At 63.0% G+C, this 17,458-nt stretch carries 11 protein-coding genes, 1 tRNA gene and 1 other annotated feature; of the genes, 8 read left to right on the forward strand and 4 right to left on the reverse strand.

Going from position 1 to position 17,458, the window contains the following annotated elements:
* Nucleotides 1-39: 39 nt before the first annotated feature.
* Nucleotides 40-1,268 (reverse strand): IS3 family transposase gene (locus tag AC0IPL_RS16495; RefSeq protein WP_474274872.1). Its coding sequence is split into 2 segments (ribosomal slippage): nucleotides 40-980 and nucleotides 980-1,268, totalling 1,230 coding nucleotides; the frame shifts between segments, so codons are not numbered across the junction.
* Nucleotides 871-987 (reverse strand) — a sequence feature (AL1L pseudoknot). It overlaps the preceding gene by 117 nt.
* A gap of 739 nt (nucleotides 1,269-2,007) precedes the next feature.
* Here AC0IPL_RS16495 and AC0IPL_RS16500 point away from each other — a divergent pair.
* The 5 genes from AC0IPL_RS16500 to AC0IPL_RS16520 all read left to right on the forward strand — a co-directional run bounded on the left by AC0IPL_RS16500 (nucleotide 2,008) and on the right by AC0IPL_RS16520 (nucleotide 8,983).
* Nucleotides 2,008-4,500, forward strand: coding sequence for a cation:proton antiporter (locus AC0IPL_RS16500; RefSeq protein WP_474275771.1), 2,493 nt, complete (start codon nucleotides 2,008-2,010; stop codon nucleotides 4,498-4,500).
* A gap of 31 nt (nucleotides 4,501-4,531) precedes the next feature.
* Nucleotides 4,532-4,936: a hypothetical protein gene (locus AC0IPL_RS16505; protein WP_474275773.1), complete on the forward strand. Its 405-nt coding sequence runs from the start codon at nucleotides 4,532-4,534 to the stop codon at nucleotides 4,934-4,936.
* Between the two features lie 119 nt (nucleotides 4,937-5,055).
* Nucleotides 5,056-7,641: a protein translocase subunit SecD gene (secD, locus tag AC0IPL_RS16510; RefSeq protein ID WP_474275775.1), complete on the forward strand. Its 2,586-nt coding sequence runs from the start codon at nucleotides 5,056-5,058 to the stop codon at nucleotides 7,639-7,641.
* Between the two features lie 75 nt (nucleotides 7,642-7,716).
* Nucleotides 7,717-8,124, forward strand: coding sequence for a recombinase zinc beta ribbon domain-containing protein (locus AC0IPL_RS16515; RefSeq protein WP_474275778.1), 408 nt, complete (start codon nucleotides 7,717-7,719; stop codon nucleotides 8,122-8,124).
* A 101-nt stretch (nucleotides 8,125-8,225) separates the two neighbouring features.
* Nucleotides 8,226-8,983 (forward strand): IS5 family transposase gene (locus AC0IPL_RS16520; RefSeq protein ID WP_474275781.1). Its coding sequence is split into 2 segments (ribosomal slippage): nucleotides 8,226-8,550 and nucleotides 8,550-8,983, totalling 759 coding nucleotides; the frame shifts between segments, so codons are not numbered across the junction.
* 677 nt (nucleotides 8,984-9,660) lie between these two features.
* Here the strand turns inward: AC0IPL_RS16520 and AC0IPL_RS16525 are convergent.
* A tRNA-Thr gene (locus AC0IPL_RS16525) sits at nucleotides 9,661-9,736 on the reverse strand.
* Nucleotides 9,737-9,926: 190 nt separating this feature from the next.
* A complete protein-coding gene (locus AC0IPL_RS16530) occupies nucleotides 9,927-10,481 on the reverse strand; it encodes a hypothetical protein (protein WP_474275783.1) in 555 nt (184 codons plus the stop codon).
* A gap of 146 nt (nucleotides 10,482-10,627) precedes the next feature.
* On the opposite strand from AC0IPL_RS16530, the gene AC0IPL_RS16535 reads away from it, so the two are divergent.
* Complete coding sequence (locus tag AC0IPL_RS16535; protein ID WP_474275786.1) at nucleotides 10,628-11,617, forward strand: hypothetical protein; 990 nt, start codon at nucleotides 10,628-10,630, stop codon at nucleotides 11,615-11,617.
* Nucleotides 11,618-11,920: 303 nt separating this feature from the next.
* Nucleotides 11,921-13,213: an O-acetylhomoserine aminocarboxypropyltransferase/cysteine synthase family protein gene (locus AC0IPL_RS16540; protein ID WP_474275788.1), complete on the forward strand. Its 1,293-nt coding sequence runs from the start codon at nucleotides 11,921-11,923 to the stop codon at nucleotides 13,211-13,213.
* Between the two features lie 117 nt (nucleotides 13,214-13,330).
* On the opposite strand, the gene AC0IPL_RS16545 is transcribed toward AC0IPL_RS16540, so the two are convergent.
* Nucleotides 13,331-14,053 carry an SIMPL domain-containing protein gene (locus AC0IPL_RS16545; protein ID WP_474275791.1) on the reverse strand — a complete coding sequence of 241 codons (723 nt, stop codon included), beginning with the start codon at nucleotides 14,051-14,053 and terminating at the stop codon, nucleotides 13,331-13,333.
* Nucleotides 14,054-14,227: 174 nt separating this feature from the next.
* Between AC0IPL_RS16545 and AC0IPL_RS16550 the strand changes: the two genes are divergently transcribed.
* Nucleotides 14,228-17,449, forward strand: a complete 3,222-nt coding sequence (locus AC0IPL_RS16550; RefSeq protein WP_474275794.1) for a DNA polymerase III subunit gamma/tau domain-containing protein — start codon at nucleotides 14,228-14,230, stop codon at nucleotides 17,447-17,449.
* The last annotated feature ends 9 nt before the right edge of the window (nucleotides 17,450-17,458 follow it).

Here is a 17,458-nt window from a genome sequence, read left to right on the forward strand (position 1 = left end):
TGAACCGCGCCGGGTTTGCCGGAGGCTGATTTCAGTTAGTTACGCGGCTCGTGCCTCAGTTTCCAGAGCGGCGTAGAAATTGGCCTCTGCTTCTGCCGGCGGAATGTTCCCGATAGGCTCGAGCAGACGGCGGTTGTTGAACCAGTCCACCCATTCGAGTGTTGCGTATTCCACCGCTTCGAAGTTTCGCCAAGGACCGCGGCGGTGAATGACCTCGGCCTTGAAGAGACCGTTGATCGTTTCGGCCAGCGCGTTGTCATAGCTGTCCCCAACGCTGCCGACAGAGGGCTCGATACCAGCTTCTCCCAACCGCTCTGTGTACTTGATCGACAGGTATTGGCTGCCGCGGTCGGAGTGGTGAACAAGCCCCATCGCCTTTGTCGGCCGCCGCTCGTGAACAGCCTGCTCCAGCGCATCGAGAACGAACCCGGCATGCGCCGAGGTGCTGACACGCCAACCAACGATCTTGCGGGCATAGGCATCGACAACGAAGGCGACATAGGTGAACCCCTTCCAGGTGGCGACATAGGTGAAATCGCTCACCCGGAGCATATTTGGAGCAGGCACCCGGAATTGCCGGTTCACTTTATCCAGCGGGCATGGGGCCTTCTTGTCGGGCACAGTCGTCTTGTGCGGCTTGCCCCGGATGATACCTTGAATACCCATGCTCCTCATCAGCCGGGCGACCGTGCAGCGGGCGACGTCGAAACCTTCCCGTTGCAATTGCCGCCAGACCTTCCGCACGCCATAGACTCGCCAGTTCTCTTCGAAAACCCGCCGGATCTCGGGCCGCAATGCCGCGTCACGCCGGGCACGGTCCGACCACCGGGCCGGATCAGCCCGCTTCGCCAGGTGGTCGTAATACGTGGAAGGGGCAATCGGCAGGACAGTGCAGATCGGCTCGACCCCATACTCCGCGCGATGCATGTCGATAAATGACACCATCACTTCGACCGGCGGTCGAGCTCCGCCATCGCAAAATACGCTGATGCCTTGCGGAGGATCTCGTTCGCCTGGCGCAGCTCGCGGTTCTCCCGCTCCAGCGCCTTCAGTTTGTCGGCCACATCGGTTGGAACGCCCGCCCGCTTGCCGCTGTCGACCTCTGCCTTCTTCACCCACTCATTCAGAGTGTGCGCCGAACAGCCGATCTTCGCGGAGATCGACATGATCGCCTGCCAGCGGGAACTGTGCTGGCCCTGGTTGTCCAGCACCAGGCGCACCGCACGCTCGCGAACCTCAGAAGAATACTTGTTTGTTGTCTTGCTCATTGTGGCTTCATCCTACTCAGGAGTTGAAGCCTCCGGCAAACCCGGTGCGGTTCACAGCAGAGACGTCACCGGAGCAGCCAATGGCGGCAATCACCGGCCGCACTGCAGCATTCTTGACCGTTGGTAGATGGCGACTCGGGGCCGACCCTACTAGAGCGAGTTTGGTACGGTTGCGAAATGCTACAACTGCTCGCCCGATATGATGGGCTCACTGCCGCCTTGCGGCGCCGCGGGGCGCTGATCCGCGGTCTAGATGGCTGCCGGCACTTCCGCAGGTGACCGCAGGCAGCCCAATCACGACATTCGAACTTGGCGCAGGGAAGGCTCCGTTGTAGTGGCAAAACACTTCCCGAGGGCGGACCTTCGAGTTGCTCAGATGGCCAAGGCGATGCTGCGCCTGACAAGGATGTCAGCGAAGCGCAGAATGCTTCTTTTGGGAAGTCTGCGGATCTGCCATACGGACGGCGGTTCCATGCCACAGAAGCAATGAAAAGACCAGACCTTCGCCTCAGATGCAGCCGCCAGGCATCATCGAAAGGAAGGGATGCGGGACATCCGCCAATCACCTATACAGTTCAGCCCGTGAAGCTTGAGGAGCACTTTCTAGCTTTCCGGACAGCAGTCGATGTGCATTGACACGCTCAATGATTGACTTCAGGCACTTGGGAGCTACAGCACAACAATCATTCAAAAACGAACTCAGGTATTCGTTTGCAAATTGTTCAGGTTACGGAACCGTATGGATATCGTCGTCATCACCACCGTCATGGCATCGCTCTTCCTGGTGATCGGGCTGGCCGAGCCGATGGCTGCAAGGTTGCGCTTGCCGTACAGCGTGATTCTCGCGGTTCTTGGAAGCCTGATTGCGGTCGGGGCGGCATTCTTCCTGCACACTGAACTTACAGATGCGTTGAACCCGGTGGCCGAGGCGATCTTGGGGCTGCCGATCCGGTCTAATGTGTTCCTGTATGTGTTTCTGCCTACACTGCTGTTTCAGGCGACGCTCGGGATGGAGCTCAGGCGGATGCTGGATGATTGGGTGCCCATTCTCATGCTGGCCGTCGTCGCGGTGGTGGTCGCGACCCTGAGCGTTGGATATGCGCTGGCCTGGACAAGCGCGCTGCCGCTTACAGCCTGTCTGTTGATCGGCGCCATTGTTTCGACAACGGACCCGTCGGCGGTGGTATCGATCTTTCGCTCGATCTCCGCACCGCGCCGTCTTGCCCGTATCATCGAAGGAGAAAGCCTGCTGAACGATGCCGCAGCCATTGCGCTGTTCGGGCTGTTTATAGGCTTTGTCATGCTGGGGCTGCCGAATCCAAATCTGTTAGACTCGCTGGCGCGTTTTCCACTCCTGATCCTTGGCGGCGCAGGGACAGGCTGGCTGTTGGCGCGGATTGCAGTCTGGATCATGGGGGTGTTCCGCCGCCATGAGCTGGCGCAAGTATCCATCTCTGCGGCATTGCCATATCTTGCGTACATCATTGCCGAACAAAGTGTCGGAGCCTCAGGTGTAATTGCGGTCGTCGCCAGCGGTCTGACACTGAACCTCACAGCACCTGGGCGGCTGCCGCCGCAGGCCTGGGCCAACATGCGCGAACTCTGGGATGTCCTGGCTCATTGGGCTGGCGCGTTGATTTTTATCCTGGCAGCGCTGCTGATCCCCCGCTTGCTGGAAGAGGTGGTGCTGCAGGATATACTGCTTGTCGGTGTTGTTGTCCTAGCGGCGATTGCGGCGCGGGCGGTGATCCTGTTTGGGCTGCTTCCGCTTCTGACCAAAGCCAAGCTGTCACCGAAAGTCGAGCGCCCCTACCGGGTGGCGATCCTGTGGGGCGGGCTGCGCGGCGCCGTGACGCTGGCGCTGGCCCTCGCGGTCACAGAAAGCTTCCGCGTGCCCGACGGAATCCAACGGATAGTAGGCATCTTGGCGACCGGGTTCACCCTGTTTACGCTGCTCGTGCAGGGGACGACGCTCCGCTGGGTCATCGGGCGTTTAGGCCTCGATCAGCTTTCGCCGATCGATCAAGCCCTGTCCCGGCAGGTTGTGGCTGTGGCTCTTCAGTCCGTGCGAGAAAATGTCGCCAAAACGAATGACAGTTACGACCTAAGCAGGGATACTGTCCGGAAAGAAGCAATCCAGTTTGGCGACCGTCTGGAGGCCGCGGTAAAGGCTGCCGAGGACAGTTCCGATATCCTGGACCGCGACCGGATCACACTCGGGCTGATTGCCCTGGCCGGGCACGAGCGTGACAGCATTCTGGAAAGAGTGCGCGAACAGACCATGTCGGCGCGTATGGCAGAGCTTGCACTTGCGGATGCGGACCGGCTGATCGAAAGCGTGCGTCTGCATGGCCGCAGCGGCTATCAGCGAGCAGCCCGGCGCAGCTTGGCCTATGGCCCGATCTTCCGGACCACGGTGTGGCTCAACGCACGGCTGGGCATTTCCGGCCCCTTGGCGCGGATCACGGCCGACAGGTTCGAACTGCTGCTATCACAGCGGTTGATCCTACGCGACCTTGGAGCCTTTATCGACAACCGCATTCGCCGCATTCATGGCCGCCGGGTGGCCGAGCTAATGGGTGAGCTGCTGTCACGGCGCGTGGAAGCCGTCGAGACGGCGCTTGAAGGCCTGCGGCTGCAGTATCCGGGCTATGCCGAGGAACTGGAGCACCGTTTCATCCGGCGCACCGCATTGCGGCTGGAAGAGCGCGAATACGTCATGATGCGCGAAGACGGGTTGGTTGGTGCTGAGGTCTATTTGTCATTGATGCAGGATCTTGAGGTTCGGCGCGAGCAGGCGGAAGAGCGTCCTCACCTTGATATTGCGCTGCAAAAATCTGCCCTTGTGCGCCAGATGCCGTTGTTTTCCGATCTGGATGAAAAGGCGGTCAAGCGTTTGGCGCAACTTCTCAGAACGCGATATGTCAATGCAGGTGAGGTGGTGCTTCGCAAGGCATCTCCGGTTCGCAGCGTGTTCTTCATTGCGTCTGGAGCTGTAGAGGTTGAGGCCGCCCGCCAGACTTGGCGGCTGGGACGCGGGGACATGTTTGGACAGATGGCCATTCTGGCCAAAAGAGCGCTGCCCACTGAAGTGCGGGCAATTGCGCCCACCACACTGCTGGAACTGGATGAAATCCGGTTCAGAAGATTGCTGAAACGAAGCCAGACTCTGCGTGCGGCAGTATCGGAGAACGCCCGTAAAAGGGGCGTAATCCTGCCGGACCTTGATTGAGCGTATTGGGCAAGTAGGCGGGATTGACAACGTGGCTGCCAAGCGCCAGATGGCAAGTATGGAAAACCGCGCCCAGTTGACCTTTGCCTGTATCAGGACCGTATTGGTGCTGGCGTTTCTGATCGCGGGAGTTCTGGGGCAAACAATCCGCCAACCCCAGATCGTCTCATCTGTCCAGATTGAGCAGATGCAGAACCCTCTGGTTCACATTTCCAGCGCGGCGGACAAGGAACGGGCAAGGATGCCGCGGTCCGTTCCAGCGGCGGCAGCAAGCGGTCCGGCTGACGATGATGCCGTTCTGCAAGCCTCGGCAGGGCAGCACGCGCTCCCTGTGCGCCGTATTCTTCTGTTGGCAGCGCCGCGCGCGCCGCCACTTTCCTCGTCAACGATCCCCCTAGCGTACCAGTCTCGTGCGCCCCCTTCTGACATGATCTGACAATAAGCCTCTGTGCCCCCACTTGCGCGGGTTCTCAGGCGTTTGCCTTCCCAAATGCTTATTACCGGAAACCGGCAGGGTCGCCAGGGCTGAGCGCCCGCACCTGCCGAGGAGAGATCATGAAACGACCGACTATCCTTAAACGCCTCGGCGTTTGGGGCATCTGCCTACTGTGTATGTGGCTGGCACTGCCCAACCTATTTTACGCGCGCATGGAAGCGCTCCACATTGCAACTGAACAAAGCCAAGAGACGAGGTGGCAGAACTGGCTGCCATCCGGGCTGATCAAGCTTGGCCTTGACCTGCGCGGCGGCGCGCATTTGCTTGCTGAAGTCGACGTGGCGGATGCAATTGATCAGCGTCTAGCAGCACTGTGGCCGTCTCTACGGGATGCCTTGCGCGACGGAGGGGGCGGTTCTGTTCAGGTCAGAAAGCTGCACGCTCAGTCCGGTGTGCTGCGCATTGCTGTGTCGCCCGCCAGTTTTGCGCACCAGGCACAGGAGATTGCAGAGAGTTTTGCCACCCAGGTCACAGCCCCCGCGGGCAGAAGCGGCTTGGATCTTGAGGCTTCTGCAAAAGATGGCGTTCTAGAGGTGCGATATTCTCTTGCAGGCAATGAGGCTCTGACCAACCAGCTTGTTTCGCAAAGCTTGGAAACGGTTCGGCACAGAATTGACGAGGCCGGGACCAGAGAGCCGACGATCCTGCGTCAGGGACAGGATCGCATTGTGATTGAGGTGCCGGGGTTTTCCGATGCCGATGCCTTGAAGGACCTTATCGGAACAACCGCTCAACTGTCGTTCCATCCAGTTCTGCAGGCTTCCGGTGCAGCGCGTGGTGACACGCTGACCTTGCCGCAGGTCGGCAACCCCCAAGTGACCTACCGTCTTGACCCCAGGCCAGTCGCGTCAGGAGACCAATTGACGGATGCGCAAGCAAGTTATGACCAGAACGGACGTCCTGCGGTGTCATTTCGGTTGGACACGGCCGGCGCCAGGGCTTTCGGTGATTTCACGGCGACCCACATCGGCAGTCCCTTTGCCATTGTGCTGGACGGTGAGGTGCTGTCCGCGCCGGTGATCCAGTCCCACATTCCGGGCGGCAGCGGCATCATCACCGGTCAGTTCACAGTTGACGAGACCACGCATTTGGCGACCATGCTGCGGTCTGGCTCTCTTCCGGCAAAGCTGACCTTTCTTGAAGAAAAGACGGTTGGCCCAGAGCTTGGCAGCGACAGCATCGCGGCGGGGCTTCGGGCTGCCATGGTTGGCTTGGCAGCTGTCTGCGTTCTGATGGCGACCTGCTATGGCGGAATGGGACTGGTGGCCGTGGCCGCGCTGGCGGTCAATATGGTGATCCTAATAGCTGTGCTCACGCTCGTGGGCGCGACCCTGACCCTGCCGGGGATAGCGGGCATCGTACTGACGCTGGGCATGGCAGTAGACGCAAATGTGTTGATTTTTGAACGCATACGCGAGGAAGCGAATGGCGAGAAAAACCTGTGGCGCGCTGTTGGAAAGGGGTTCGGCAAGGCATTTTCCTCGATCCTCGATGCAAACCTTACAGGATTGCTGACAGCCGGGCTGATGTTCTGGCTGGGAGCCGGGCCGGTGCGCGGATTTGCTGTAACGCTGGGACTGGGCATCCTGACATCCATGTTCACGGCACTGGTGGTCACAAAACTCATCCTGCAAACCTGGCTGGAATGGCGCCGCCCTGCGCGGCTGCCTATTAGAGGAGTGTTTCAGTTCCTTGGGCGCCAGTCGGCAATCGACTTCTTCCGATTGCAATGGGTGACTTGCGGCGCTTCGGCCATGGCAATACTGGCCTCAATCCTGCTGGTCGCGACGCTTGGCCTGAACCTGGGAATAGATTTCACGGGGGGAACCAGCCTGCGGATAGAAACTCCGAATGCCCTGCAGCTTGAGGATTACCGAACGTCTCTGAATGAACTGGGCCTTTCCGATACGGTCGCCTCAGAGGTGTTTGGAACCGGTAGCGATAGTGGCGCCAATACCGCCAGTCTACGCATCGCTGCCGGTGGTGAAGATGGCGCGGCGCTTTCGTCCGGACAGCTACAGCAAGTGCGCGCAGCGTTGCTTCAGATTGATCCCGATCTTAGCTTCACAGCAAGCGAAAGCATCGGCGGCAAGGTGTCTCCGCAGCTCATTCGAGCCGCGGTTCTGGCGATTGCGGGCGGCGTTATGGCAATCCTCGGCTATGTCTGGATACGTTTTGAATGGCAGTTTGCGGTTGGCGCTATTGCGGCACTTATCCATGATATCCTGCTGACACTCGGACTGTTTGCACTGCTTGGATTGAAAATCGATCTGGCCTTCGTGGCGGCTCTGCTTACGATCCTGGGCTATTCGATCAATGACACTGTTGTCGTCTTTGACCGTGTTCGGGAGAACCTGAGGCGTCATACAACCAAACCATTGCGCGCCGTGCTGAATCTCTCAGCCAATGAAACCCTGAGCCGGACGCTGATGACCTCGGCGACCACCTTGGCTGCCTTGCTGGCCCTATTGGTGTTCGGCGGGGATGTGATTCGAGGCTTTGCCTTGGCCATCGCCTTCGGTGTGGCCGTTGGCACATACTCGTCGGTCTATGTCGCGATGAACATCGTCCTGTCCCTCGGCGTTGATCGCAGCCTGCCAGAAACCCGCATTCCCGCCGGACCATTCGACCACGTCGAAGCTTAAACCTCCGCTCTCCGCCCGGACCGCGAGTCGGAATGGGCGGGGGTATGAATCTCCAATCTGTTCAGGAGAAGGTTTGTGCGTACTGAACACTCCAGCCAGCGCGCGCGAAAGACCGCGGGGACCAATATCCCGGTCTGGGACCGGCGCCGCCCGAAGACGCGGTTCTCCGGCCTGTTGGCCTGCGCCTGCTGCGGCGGCGGCTTTGCGAAGATCTCCAAAGACAGCTTCGGCTGCTCCCCGGCCCGGAACACGGGCGCCGCAGTCTGCAGCAACATGCGCACGATCAAACAGCCCGACCTGGAAGCCCGCGTTCTGGATGCGCTGGCGAACCAGCTAATGGATCCGGAGGCGGTGCAGGTCTTCTGCGAAGAATACACCGCGGAACGCAACCGGCTGAACGCCGAAGTCGCCGGGAAGCCTTCCTGCCTTCTACGAGGCACCCGTCGCACCGGGAAACGACCCTTCACGGTCTGCTCCTCCTGACAGCATCGCAGCCCAGTTCCCAAACGGATGTCTTCCTAGGCTCAGGACCCATTGATTTCCGGTAGGTGGCGTGATTCACGGTTCGAAAAATGAGCGGTGATATGTCTGATCTTTTCTGGCTGACGGATGCGCAGATGGCCCGTCTTGAGCCTTATTTTCCAAAGTCCCACGGCAAGCCGCGTGTTGATGACCGGCGTGTTTTGAGCGGAATTATCTTCATCAATCGCAATGGCTTGCGCTACCGTGATGCTCCCAAAGATTACGGCCCGCGCAAGACCTTGTACAAGCGTTGGAAGCGGTGGAGCGACAAGGGCATCTTTGCCCAGATGATGGCCGGTCTGGCTGCTGATCACAGTGAGGAAAAGACCGTGATGATCGACGCAACTGACCTGAAAGCACACCGTACAGCCTCCAGTCTTGGGGTTAAAAAGGGGGGCGTGGGCGTCTGATCGGGCGCACTAAGGGCGGCATGAACGCCAAGCTGCACGCAATCTGTGACAGCCAGGGGCGTCCACTGAACCTGTTCGCGACCGCCGGACAGGTCAGTGATTACACCGGTGCAGAGGCGCTGCTGAGTGGCCTGCCTGACGTCCAGTGGCTTCTCGGAGATCGCGAATATGATGCCGATTGGTTTAGAGAAGCGTTGAAAGACAAAGGGATACGCGCCTGCATCCCCGGCCGAAAGCAGCGCAAGAAAGCCATCAGATACGACAAACGCCGATATAAGCGGCGCAACCGCATTGCGATTATGTTCGGCAGGCTGAAGGACTGGCGGCGGGTTGCGCCACGATACGACAGATGCCCAAAAGTCTTCCTGTCAGCAATCGCGCTTGCAGCTCTCGTTATCTACTGGCTTTGAAACTCAATGAGTCCAGAGCCTAGGCGCTGGGCGTGCGATGGACTACTGCGCCCCGCAACCCGGCTTCATTGGCAGTGGAGGAATGATGAGAGAACCACCGCGTCTATTGAAGTGTGGATCGAAACACGCCACGCCTTACGCCTGAACTATCGCAGCCGATCACCCGGCACAGATTGGATGGGCTTTGATTACCCGGTCTTGATGGATTGGACCTCTTGCCACTTCGGCGGCGAAGCCCTTGGTTCCGCTGCCCAGCAAAGGGCTGTGGAAACCGCGCTGCCAAGCTGTTTGGAGGAGCGTATTCGCATTTCGGCGCTGCCATGACCTCGCCTACCCTTCACAGCAAGAATCTGCCCCCAACCGCGCAGCACGGCGCTGCGAACGCCTACGGGCGCGCCTTGGTTGGCATGGTGGTATATTTGACTTCCCGGAGGGCAAACCGAAAGGAACGCACTGGCGAACCTATGAACGCTTGCGACGCAACGCAGATGATGCCGCGCGGGAAGCCTGCGCCTTGTTCTTGGAGCGCTACGGACACGACCCCGCGACTAGACGCTTGATTACGAGCCTGATGGATTTTGACGACACAGCGACACGTCAAAGGGGGACTAAAAGGGGGACTCGGCGCGCACCCCCTGAAAATACCTGATATTTATCATGTAGTTGAGGTGGTTAAGTGGTGCCCCCACACGGACTCGAACCGCGGACCTACTGATTACAAATCAGTTGCTCTACCAGCTGAGCTATAGGGGCACTCTCAAAACGATAATCCGGCTCGGCACACATGCGCCCTAACCACCGGCAAGGTGGCCTGCGGATCAATTGCGCGACTGGTACTAAACCCCGCAATGACCGTCAAGTCGCTAACCGACCCGCGCGTAGAAAGTTTTTGGCGCGGGCCAGGATGGCGTCAAGCGGCGCAGGGCAAGGCCGTGCGACCGTGTCAGGGGCGCGGCTGACCATTTCGGCCGAAGGTTAGCGTTTCGGTGCTGAGATCATCATAGGTAAGTTCGACCGTGACCGCGCCGATGGTCCCCGGCGGGTAGCCGCGATAGGGCGTCCCGTCCCCGGGCTTGATCATATTGGGAACCGCCTCGTCTAGATGGCAGGCGGGCAGCGGCCAGATCTCTGGCATGGCGCCATTTACCCCCAGCCGTATCTGCAACAGGCCGCAGCGCCAGGACCACAGATGGGTCACATAGAGCAGATCCTGCCCGTTGAACGCCCGCACGTGGATCCAGCTGCCCCGGGTGGCGGTGAGGATGGGCCGCACCTCCAGCGCGGTGGTGAAGCGGCCCGAAGCCACCTGCGGCTCCGCCAGCAGGGCCGGGACGGTGGGCGGTGGCGCGACTGTCAGGGCGGGCAACCGGGCCTTGGGGGCAACTTCCGGCGCAGGCTCAGCTGGCGCGGATGATGCGGCAGGCGCGGAAGACGAAGGTGCGGTCAGAACCGGCGTCTGGGCCGCGGCCGCAAGGATCGTCAGAATCACGTCAAGCATCGCATCTCTCCCCATGACACGCCGGGGCACGCGGGCTGGCGGCGGCCAGAATCCCGCCCGTAGCGGTTGCACGGCCCGGCGTTGGCGCGTAGCTGTTTCGTGAAGCAAGTCTAGCCGCCAAGCTGCGGCGGAACACGGGGAAAACCATGGCAGATGCCCCCTTCAACATTCTGATCGTTGGCCAGGCTGGCCGGTTGCAGTTCGAGGCCGTGCTGTTTGCGGCCTCGCTGCGCCGCTGTTCGCCCGGATTTTCCGGCCAGCTCTACGTGGCGGTGCCGCAGCCCGGGCCCTTGTGGGAGAAGGATCCGAGCATCCGGAACCCACAGGTTCTGGCCGCGCTGGAGGAGCTTGGGGCGAAGATCCTGCCTTTTGACAGCCAGGTGTTCGGCAGCGCCTACCCCTATGGCAACAAGATCGAGGCGTTGCAGGTGATGCCGGAGGGCCAACCCTTCGTGTTCTTCGACACCGACACGCTGATCACCGGCGAGCTGACGGAGGTGCCGTTTGACTTCTCCCGCCCCTCGGCCTCGTTGCGGGTGGAGGGCAGCTGGCCGAAGCCGACGCTGTACGGCCCCGGCTATGGGGGGATCTGGCGATCGCTCTATGACCGCTTCGGCTTGGATTACGCCAGCAGCCTGGATCTCAGCCAGCCGGATGAATTCTGGAAACGGTATCTGTATTTCAACGCCGGGTTTTTCTACGGAGCCTGCCCGCGGGCGTTTGGCGCAGTGTTCCTGCAGTATGCGCAGTCGGTACGGGACGACCCGCCGCCGGAACTGATCGGTCAGGCACTGGACCCCTGGCTGGACCAGATCGTGCTGCCGCTGGTGATCCATGGGCAGGGAGGTGGGCGCGATGCGCTGCCTGCGGGGTATCTGGACGGTGATGTGAGCTGCCATTACCGGCTGTTTCCGCTGCTATATGCGCGCGAGAGCGACCGGGTGGTGGCGCTGCTGCAGGACATCGCAGCGCCGAACCGGATCAAGAAGGTTCTCAAGGCCTACGAGCCGATCAAGCGGATGGTCTACCAGGGGCGCGGCGAGAAGGTGCGCGCGCTGTTTGATCGCAACAACCTGCCAAAACGAGAGCAGGCGATCCGCAACCGGATCAAGTCCGAAGGGTTCTGGATGCGCTGACGCCACCGGTTGCCGCTCCCGCCTGCGCCAGCCGCGCCTGTGCAGGCGGGACCGATCCGCGAGATCTGCGGCCTGGCCGTGGCAGCTCTTAATGCCATTCCCACCGCGCCGCTGCGGCCTGCGACAGGCGCTGCCGCGCCGGGCGCCAGCCCGGCGCCCGGCCCAACTGGCGGGGCCGCCGACAGGTGGCCCAACGCCGGGCGGGAGAACTTGCGAGGTGGCGCGACATTCGCGCAATTGCGTTCCGGCCTCGACCATGCTGAGGTGCGCGCGAAACGAACGTCCTTACAGGGAGACATACCGATGACCGACGCCCCGACCCACGGCTTCGACACGTTGCAGATCCACGCCGGCGCCCGCCCGGACCCTGCCACCGGAGCGCGGCAGACACCGATCTATCAAAGCACGGCCTATGTGTTCCGCGACGCGGAACATGCCGCCGCGTTGTTCAACTTGCAGGAGGTCGGCTACATCTACTCGCGCCTGACCAACCCCACCGTTGCGGTGCTGCAGGAGCGGCTGGCGACGCTGGAGGGTGGCGTCGGCGCGGTCTGCTGCTCCTCCGGGCATGCGGCGCAGATCATGGCGCTGTTTGCGTTGATGGAGCCGGGCTGCAACGTGGTGGCCTCGACCCGGCTCTATGGAGGCACCGTCACCCAGTTCAGCCAGACCATCAAACGGTTCGGCTGGTCGGCCAAGTTCGTCGACACCGACGACCTTGAGGCGGTGAAGGAGGCCATCGACGAGAACACCCGGGCGGTGTTCTGCGAATCCATCGCCAATCCCGGCGGCTATGTCACCGACATCCGCGCCCTGGCGGATGTGGCGGATGCGGCAGGTCTGCCGCTGATCGTCGACAACACCTCGGCGACGCCGTATCTCTGCCGCCCGATCGAACACGGCGCGACGCTGGTGGTGCATTCCACCACCAAATACCTGACCGGCAACGGCACCGTCACCGGCGGCTGCATCGTCGATTCGGGCAAGTTCGACTGGTCCGCCAATGACAAATTCCCGTCGCTGTCCCAGCCCGAACCCGCCTATCACGGGCTCAAGTTCCACGAGACCTTCGGCCCGCTGGCCTTTACCTTCCACGGCATTGCCATCGGGCTGCGCGATCTGGGCATGACGATGAACCCGCAGGCGGCGCATTACACCTTGATGGGGGTCGAGACCCTGTCCCTGCGCATGCAGCGCCACTGCGAGAATGCGGTCAAGGTGGCTGAGTGGTTGGAGAAGGACGACCGCGTCGATTACGTGACCTACGCAGGCCTGCCCTCGTCGCCCTATTACGAGCGCGCCAAGAGCTGTTATCCCAAGGGCACGGGCGGGTTGTTCACCTTTGCCGTCAAGGGCGGCTATGAGGCGTGCGTCAAGCTGGTCGACGCGTTGGAGATCTTCTCCCATGTTGCCAACCTCGGTGACACCCGCTCACTGATCATTCACTCGGCCTCCACCACCCACCGACAGTTGACCCCCGAGCAACAGGAGGCCGCGGGCGCCGGGCCGAACGTGGTGCGGGTCTCCATCGGTATCGAGGATGCAGACGATCTGATCCGCGATCTGGATCAGGCGCTGGCCAAAGCCTGCGGCTGACGCGTCGGCCCCGCCGATATCGAAGACCTAAAAAGCAAATAAGGCCGGGCGCCCTGCCCGGCCTAATCCTTTTGCCCCGCGGCCACTGCCAGCAAGCAGCAGCCCCTTAGGCAACGATCATTGGCCTTGCGGCACAGCCATGTCGAACACGACCGAGACACTGTGGCTGAAACTCAGCTCGCCTGCCTCGATCGGCATTGCGTCGCTGCGCGCCATTTCCATCGCCATCATCGGCCGCGGCCCGCCGCCGCCGCCATGCTCGCTGATCGAGCGCACCGGCCCCAGCTCCATGCCCGCGGCCTCTGCCAGCTGGGCGGCCTTGCGGATCGCATCCTTGACCGCCTCGCCGCGGATCCGGTCGGCAATCGCCTCAGGATCCTCGACGCCAAAACTCAGGCCCTGGAAATTATTGGCGCCCGCCGCCAGCACCGCGTCCATCACCGGACCCAGCCGGTCCAGATCGCGCACCCGCAGCATCAGCGTGTTGGAGGCCTGGAAACCGGTGATCTTGCGCTTGCCGCCGCTGTCATAGGACCGGTCCTGCGACCAGACCGGATGCATCGAGACCTGCCGGGTCTGCATGTCCTCGGCGGCAATGCCCGCCTCCTTCAGCTCCGCGATCACCGCGCCCATGGCTTCGGAGACCGCCCGCATGGCCATGCCGGCCTCCTCGGCTTCTTCGGTCACACCCAGCGTGATAGTGGCCAGCTCCGGCGCCACGGTAATCGTGCTGTCGCCGGTGACGGAGATCTGGCGCGGCGGTGTGCCCTCAGCTGCGACCAGGCTGCCCGCGCTCATCGACAGCATCAATGCCGCCGCCAAAAGTGTCTTTGCCTTCATGCTCAAAAGCTCCTCTTGCAATGCTCCCTAGATGGGGGTGGCAATCCCCCGCTCGCAAGCCCCGCTGCCTGTCTTTTCCTTTCACTCGGCAGGTTCCTGCTTTATGGTCCGCGCAAAAGAACGGGCATGGCGGGCAGGCCCGGAGTGATGGATTTGGATGGTTTGACCCAAGGCATGAAACCGGCATTTGCGCTTTCGCTTTCCTCGGACGGTATTGCAGTGTTCCACCGTGCAGCAGACGGCTGGCGCAGCGTGGGCGAGACCGCGTTTGACACCGACGACCTGCCGCAGGCGCTGGCGGCGTTGCGCGCCGAGGCCCAGCGGCTGGAGCCCGAGGGCGTGCAGTGCAAGCTGATCCTGCCGCGCGACCAGATCCGCTATCTGACGGTGGAGACCGGCGATGCGGATGAGGCCGGACGGATGGCCGCGGCCCGCCAGGCGCTGGAGGGTGCGACGCCTTACGCGGTGGAGGAGCTGGCATTTGACATCTGCGCTGACGGCCCCCTCACCCATGTTGCCGCAGTGGCGCTGGAAACGCTGGACGAGGCTGAAACCTTTGCGGTGGAGCACGATTTCCACCCGGTGAGTTTTGTCGCCCAGCCCGCGGCGGCGCTTGGCGATGGTTTCCACGGCGAGCCGTTTTTTGGCACCACACGGGCGATCCGCGGCACTGAGGTGATCCCCGACAGCGCCCCCGTCCCGGTACAGGGGGCGGACAGCCTGCCCGGCGCGGCTGCGGAGCTGGTCGAGCGTCCGGAGACAGAACCAGACGCAGCCTCCGGTGCAGAACCTGTTGCAAAACCTGTCGTAGAACAGGTCGAGGCCCCCCTCGCGGAAACCGCGGCAACGGCGGATGCCCTGGCGACAGGCCACGCAACCGGTGCAGAGGGAACCGCAGATCCCGAGCCGCAGCCTGAACAGGACCCTGCGCTGGCGCTGGAGCTTAGCCCGGCAATGGATCTGGAGCCGGAACTGGATCTGGAACAGGCCCTGCAAGAGGCTGCCAACCCGGCGGTGACCTCTGACCGGCCGTACGTGGACGAGGACAGCGACGCCGATAACCCGGAGGATCAGACTTCTGCCGCACCGTCGGAGCCGACCTCCAGTGCCGGGCCAGCGCAGGCATCCGCTCAGGCCTCGGCTTCTGCACCGGCCGCAGGAACCACACTCGTCGCGCCGCAGCCCGACGCTGCGCCGGACCAGCCCGCGTCGGCAGAGCCGCAGCGCGATGCGCCTGGCGGCTCAGCCACGAAGGTAGAAGACCGCAAAGCCGCAGAACCTGCCGAGCCAAGCAGCGCAGAAACCAAAGCCGACAGCGACCCGGACATGAGCAAGAACCAGACTGCGCGCGTCACGCTCACAGCCACGCCGAAGACTGGAGCGCCCGCCGTTGCCCCGATTGCTGCCCCGGCTGTTGCGCCTGTTTCCGCGCCTGTTGCCACCGCCGCGCCCGCACTCTCTGGCAAGACACCGCCGGTGATCCCTCCGGCGCCGCGGGCTAAACCCCTGGCCGCGGCGCTGGCTGCGGGGCAGATCCCCGCAGCCTTTGCCTCGCGGCGCAACAGCACCAGCGACGCGGGCACCGCAAAGCCCGCGGCTGCCGTGCCGGTGCCACCGCCAGCCGCTGCCGGACCGCTTCTCGCGCCGGGACATCTGGCCGCGGTGAAGGACGCGAAAACGCCGACCGCTGCGGCATCAGCTGAGATCGGGTCTTCGGCCCCATCTGTGACCGCGCCCGCAGCCGCCTCTGCCGCCCTGCCCCCTGCCCCCGCGCCGCTGCCGCAGCGCGCTGATAGCGCGGCGCCCGCACCCGGTTCCGACGCATCGAACGGCGGCACAACTGGCCGCAGGATTGGCGGCAAACCAAAGTTTCTTGGCGTCATCCTCACCGCTGTTCTGCTGCTGTTCATGGCGACGGTGGCCGTCTGGGCCGTGTACGGCACGGATGGGTTCTGGTCCGCGCCTGATGCGGCGGACAGCCCCGTGACATCTCCGGACAGCCCTGAAGACGCCGCGCCGCAGGAAGACCGCGGGCCGGGCATTTCCTCCCCGCCGCACAGCGGGCAAGCAGCCCCGGAGACGCCCGCCATCGCGCCACAGGTCAGCGTGCTGCCGGACCAGCCCGATCCCGGTGTGCGGGAGATCATCCCGCAGCCGCCAGAAACCGCGGCCGCACCTCTGGACGTGGCAGGTCGCGGGGATGGTGCTGACGATGCCGTAACCCCGATTGACATAGAGCTGGCAACGGTTGATCCCAGCGCCGAAGACGAAGCCGCGGCCGATGGCGTGGTGCTGCCCGAGGCGGACGCGGGCGCTGTTGGTCCGGATCCGGCTTCACCGGCGCCCGACCAAGTCCAGACCGCCGGTGAAGCCGGGCGCGCACAGGCCACGGAAACCGCAGCGCGCGAAGCCGCGGACATCCGCATGGATGCCGAGAACGCGGCGCTGGATCCACTGGCCGCCGCCGCGCGCTATGCCGCAACCGGCGTCTGGCCGTCGCCGCCCGAGCTGGACACCGCGCCGCAGAGCGCAGCGATGGATCAGCTTTATGCCGCCTCAATCGATCAGATCGATCTGGCGGCGGATGCGGTCGCCCTGCCGCAGCCCGACAGTTTCCAGCGCGATCTGGAGCCTGCCGCCGTGGCCTCGCCCGCTGCGGCGGGCGGTGCTTATGAGCTGGATGAACGCGGGTTGGTCAAGGCCTCCCCCGATGGCACGCTGAACCCCGATGGGGTCATGGTTTACCTGGGCCGCCCGCAGAAAGTGCCGCCGCCGGCGCCTGCGCGCAGCGATCCCGATGCGGAGGCGCTGGCTGCGGCCGTTGCCCGCGACCAGGTTCTGTCCCGCCTGCGTCCCAAGGCACGGCCTGGCGATCTGGCGGAGCGTATCGAACGCGCGCAGCTGGGCGGGTTGAGCCGCGAAGAACTGGCCCGCGTCCGCCCGAAACCGCGCCCGCCCAGCCTGAAACCCGCCAATGAAAACCTGCTGCCCGTGACCGCCCAGGCGGTCGCCGCATCGGTGGTGCCGCGGGCCCGCCCCGCCAATTTTGCCAATCTGGTCGACCGGGCGCGACGCAACTCGCAAAACAACACCAGCCGCACCACCGCCGCCGTTCCTGCTGCGGCGGCCGCGGTCGCGCCGGGCATCCCGACCACCGCCTCGGTGGCCCGCCGCGCCACGGTCAACGGCGCAATCAACCTGCGCAAGGTCAATCTGATCGGCGTCTACGGCACCCCGGCCAACCGCCGCGCGCTGGTCCGGCTGCCCTCGGGCCGATATAAAAAGGTCAAGGTCGGCGACCGCATCGACGGCGGCCGCATCATCGCCATCGGCGAAGGCCAGCTGCAATATCAAAAGGGTGGCCGCAACCGCACCCTGACCATGCCCAAGGGCTGAGCCCGCCCC

This window comes from Leisingera sp. SA32 (genome assembly GCF_056033425.1).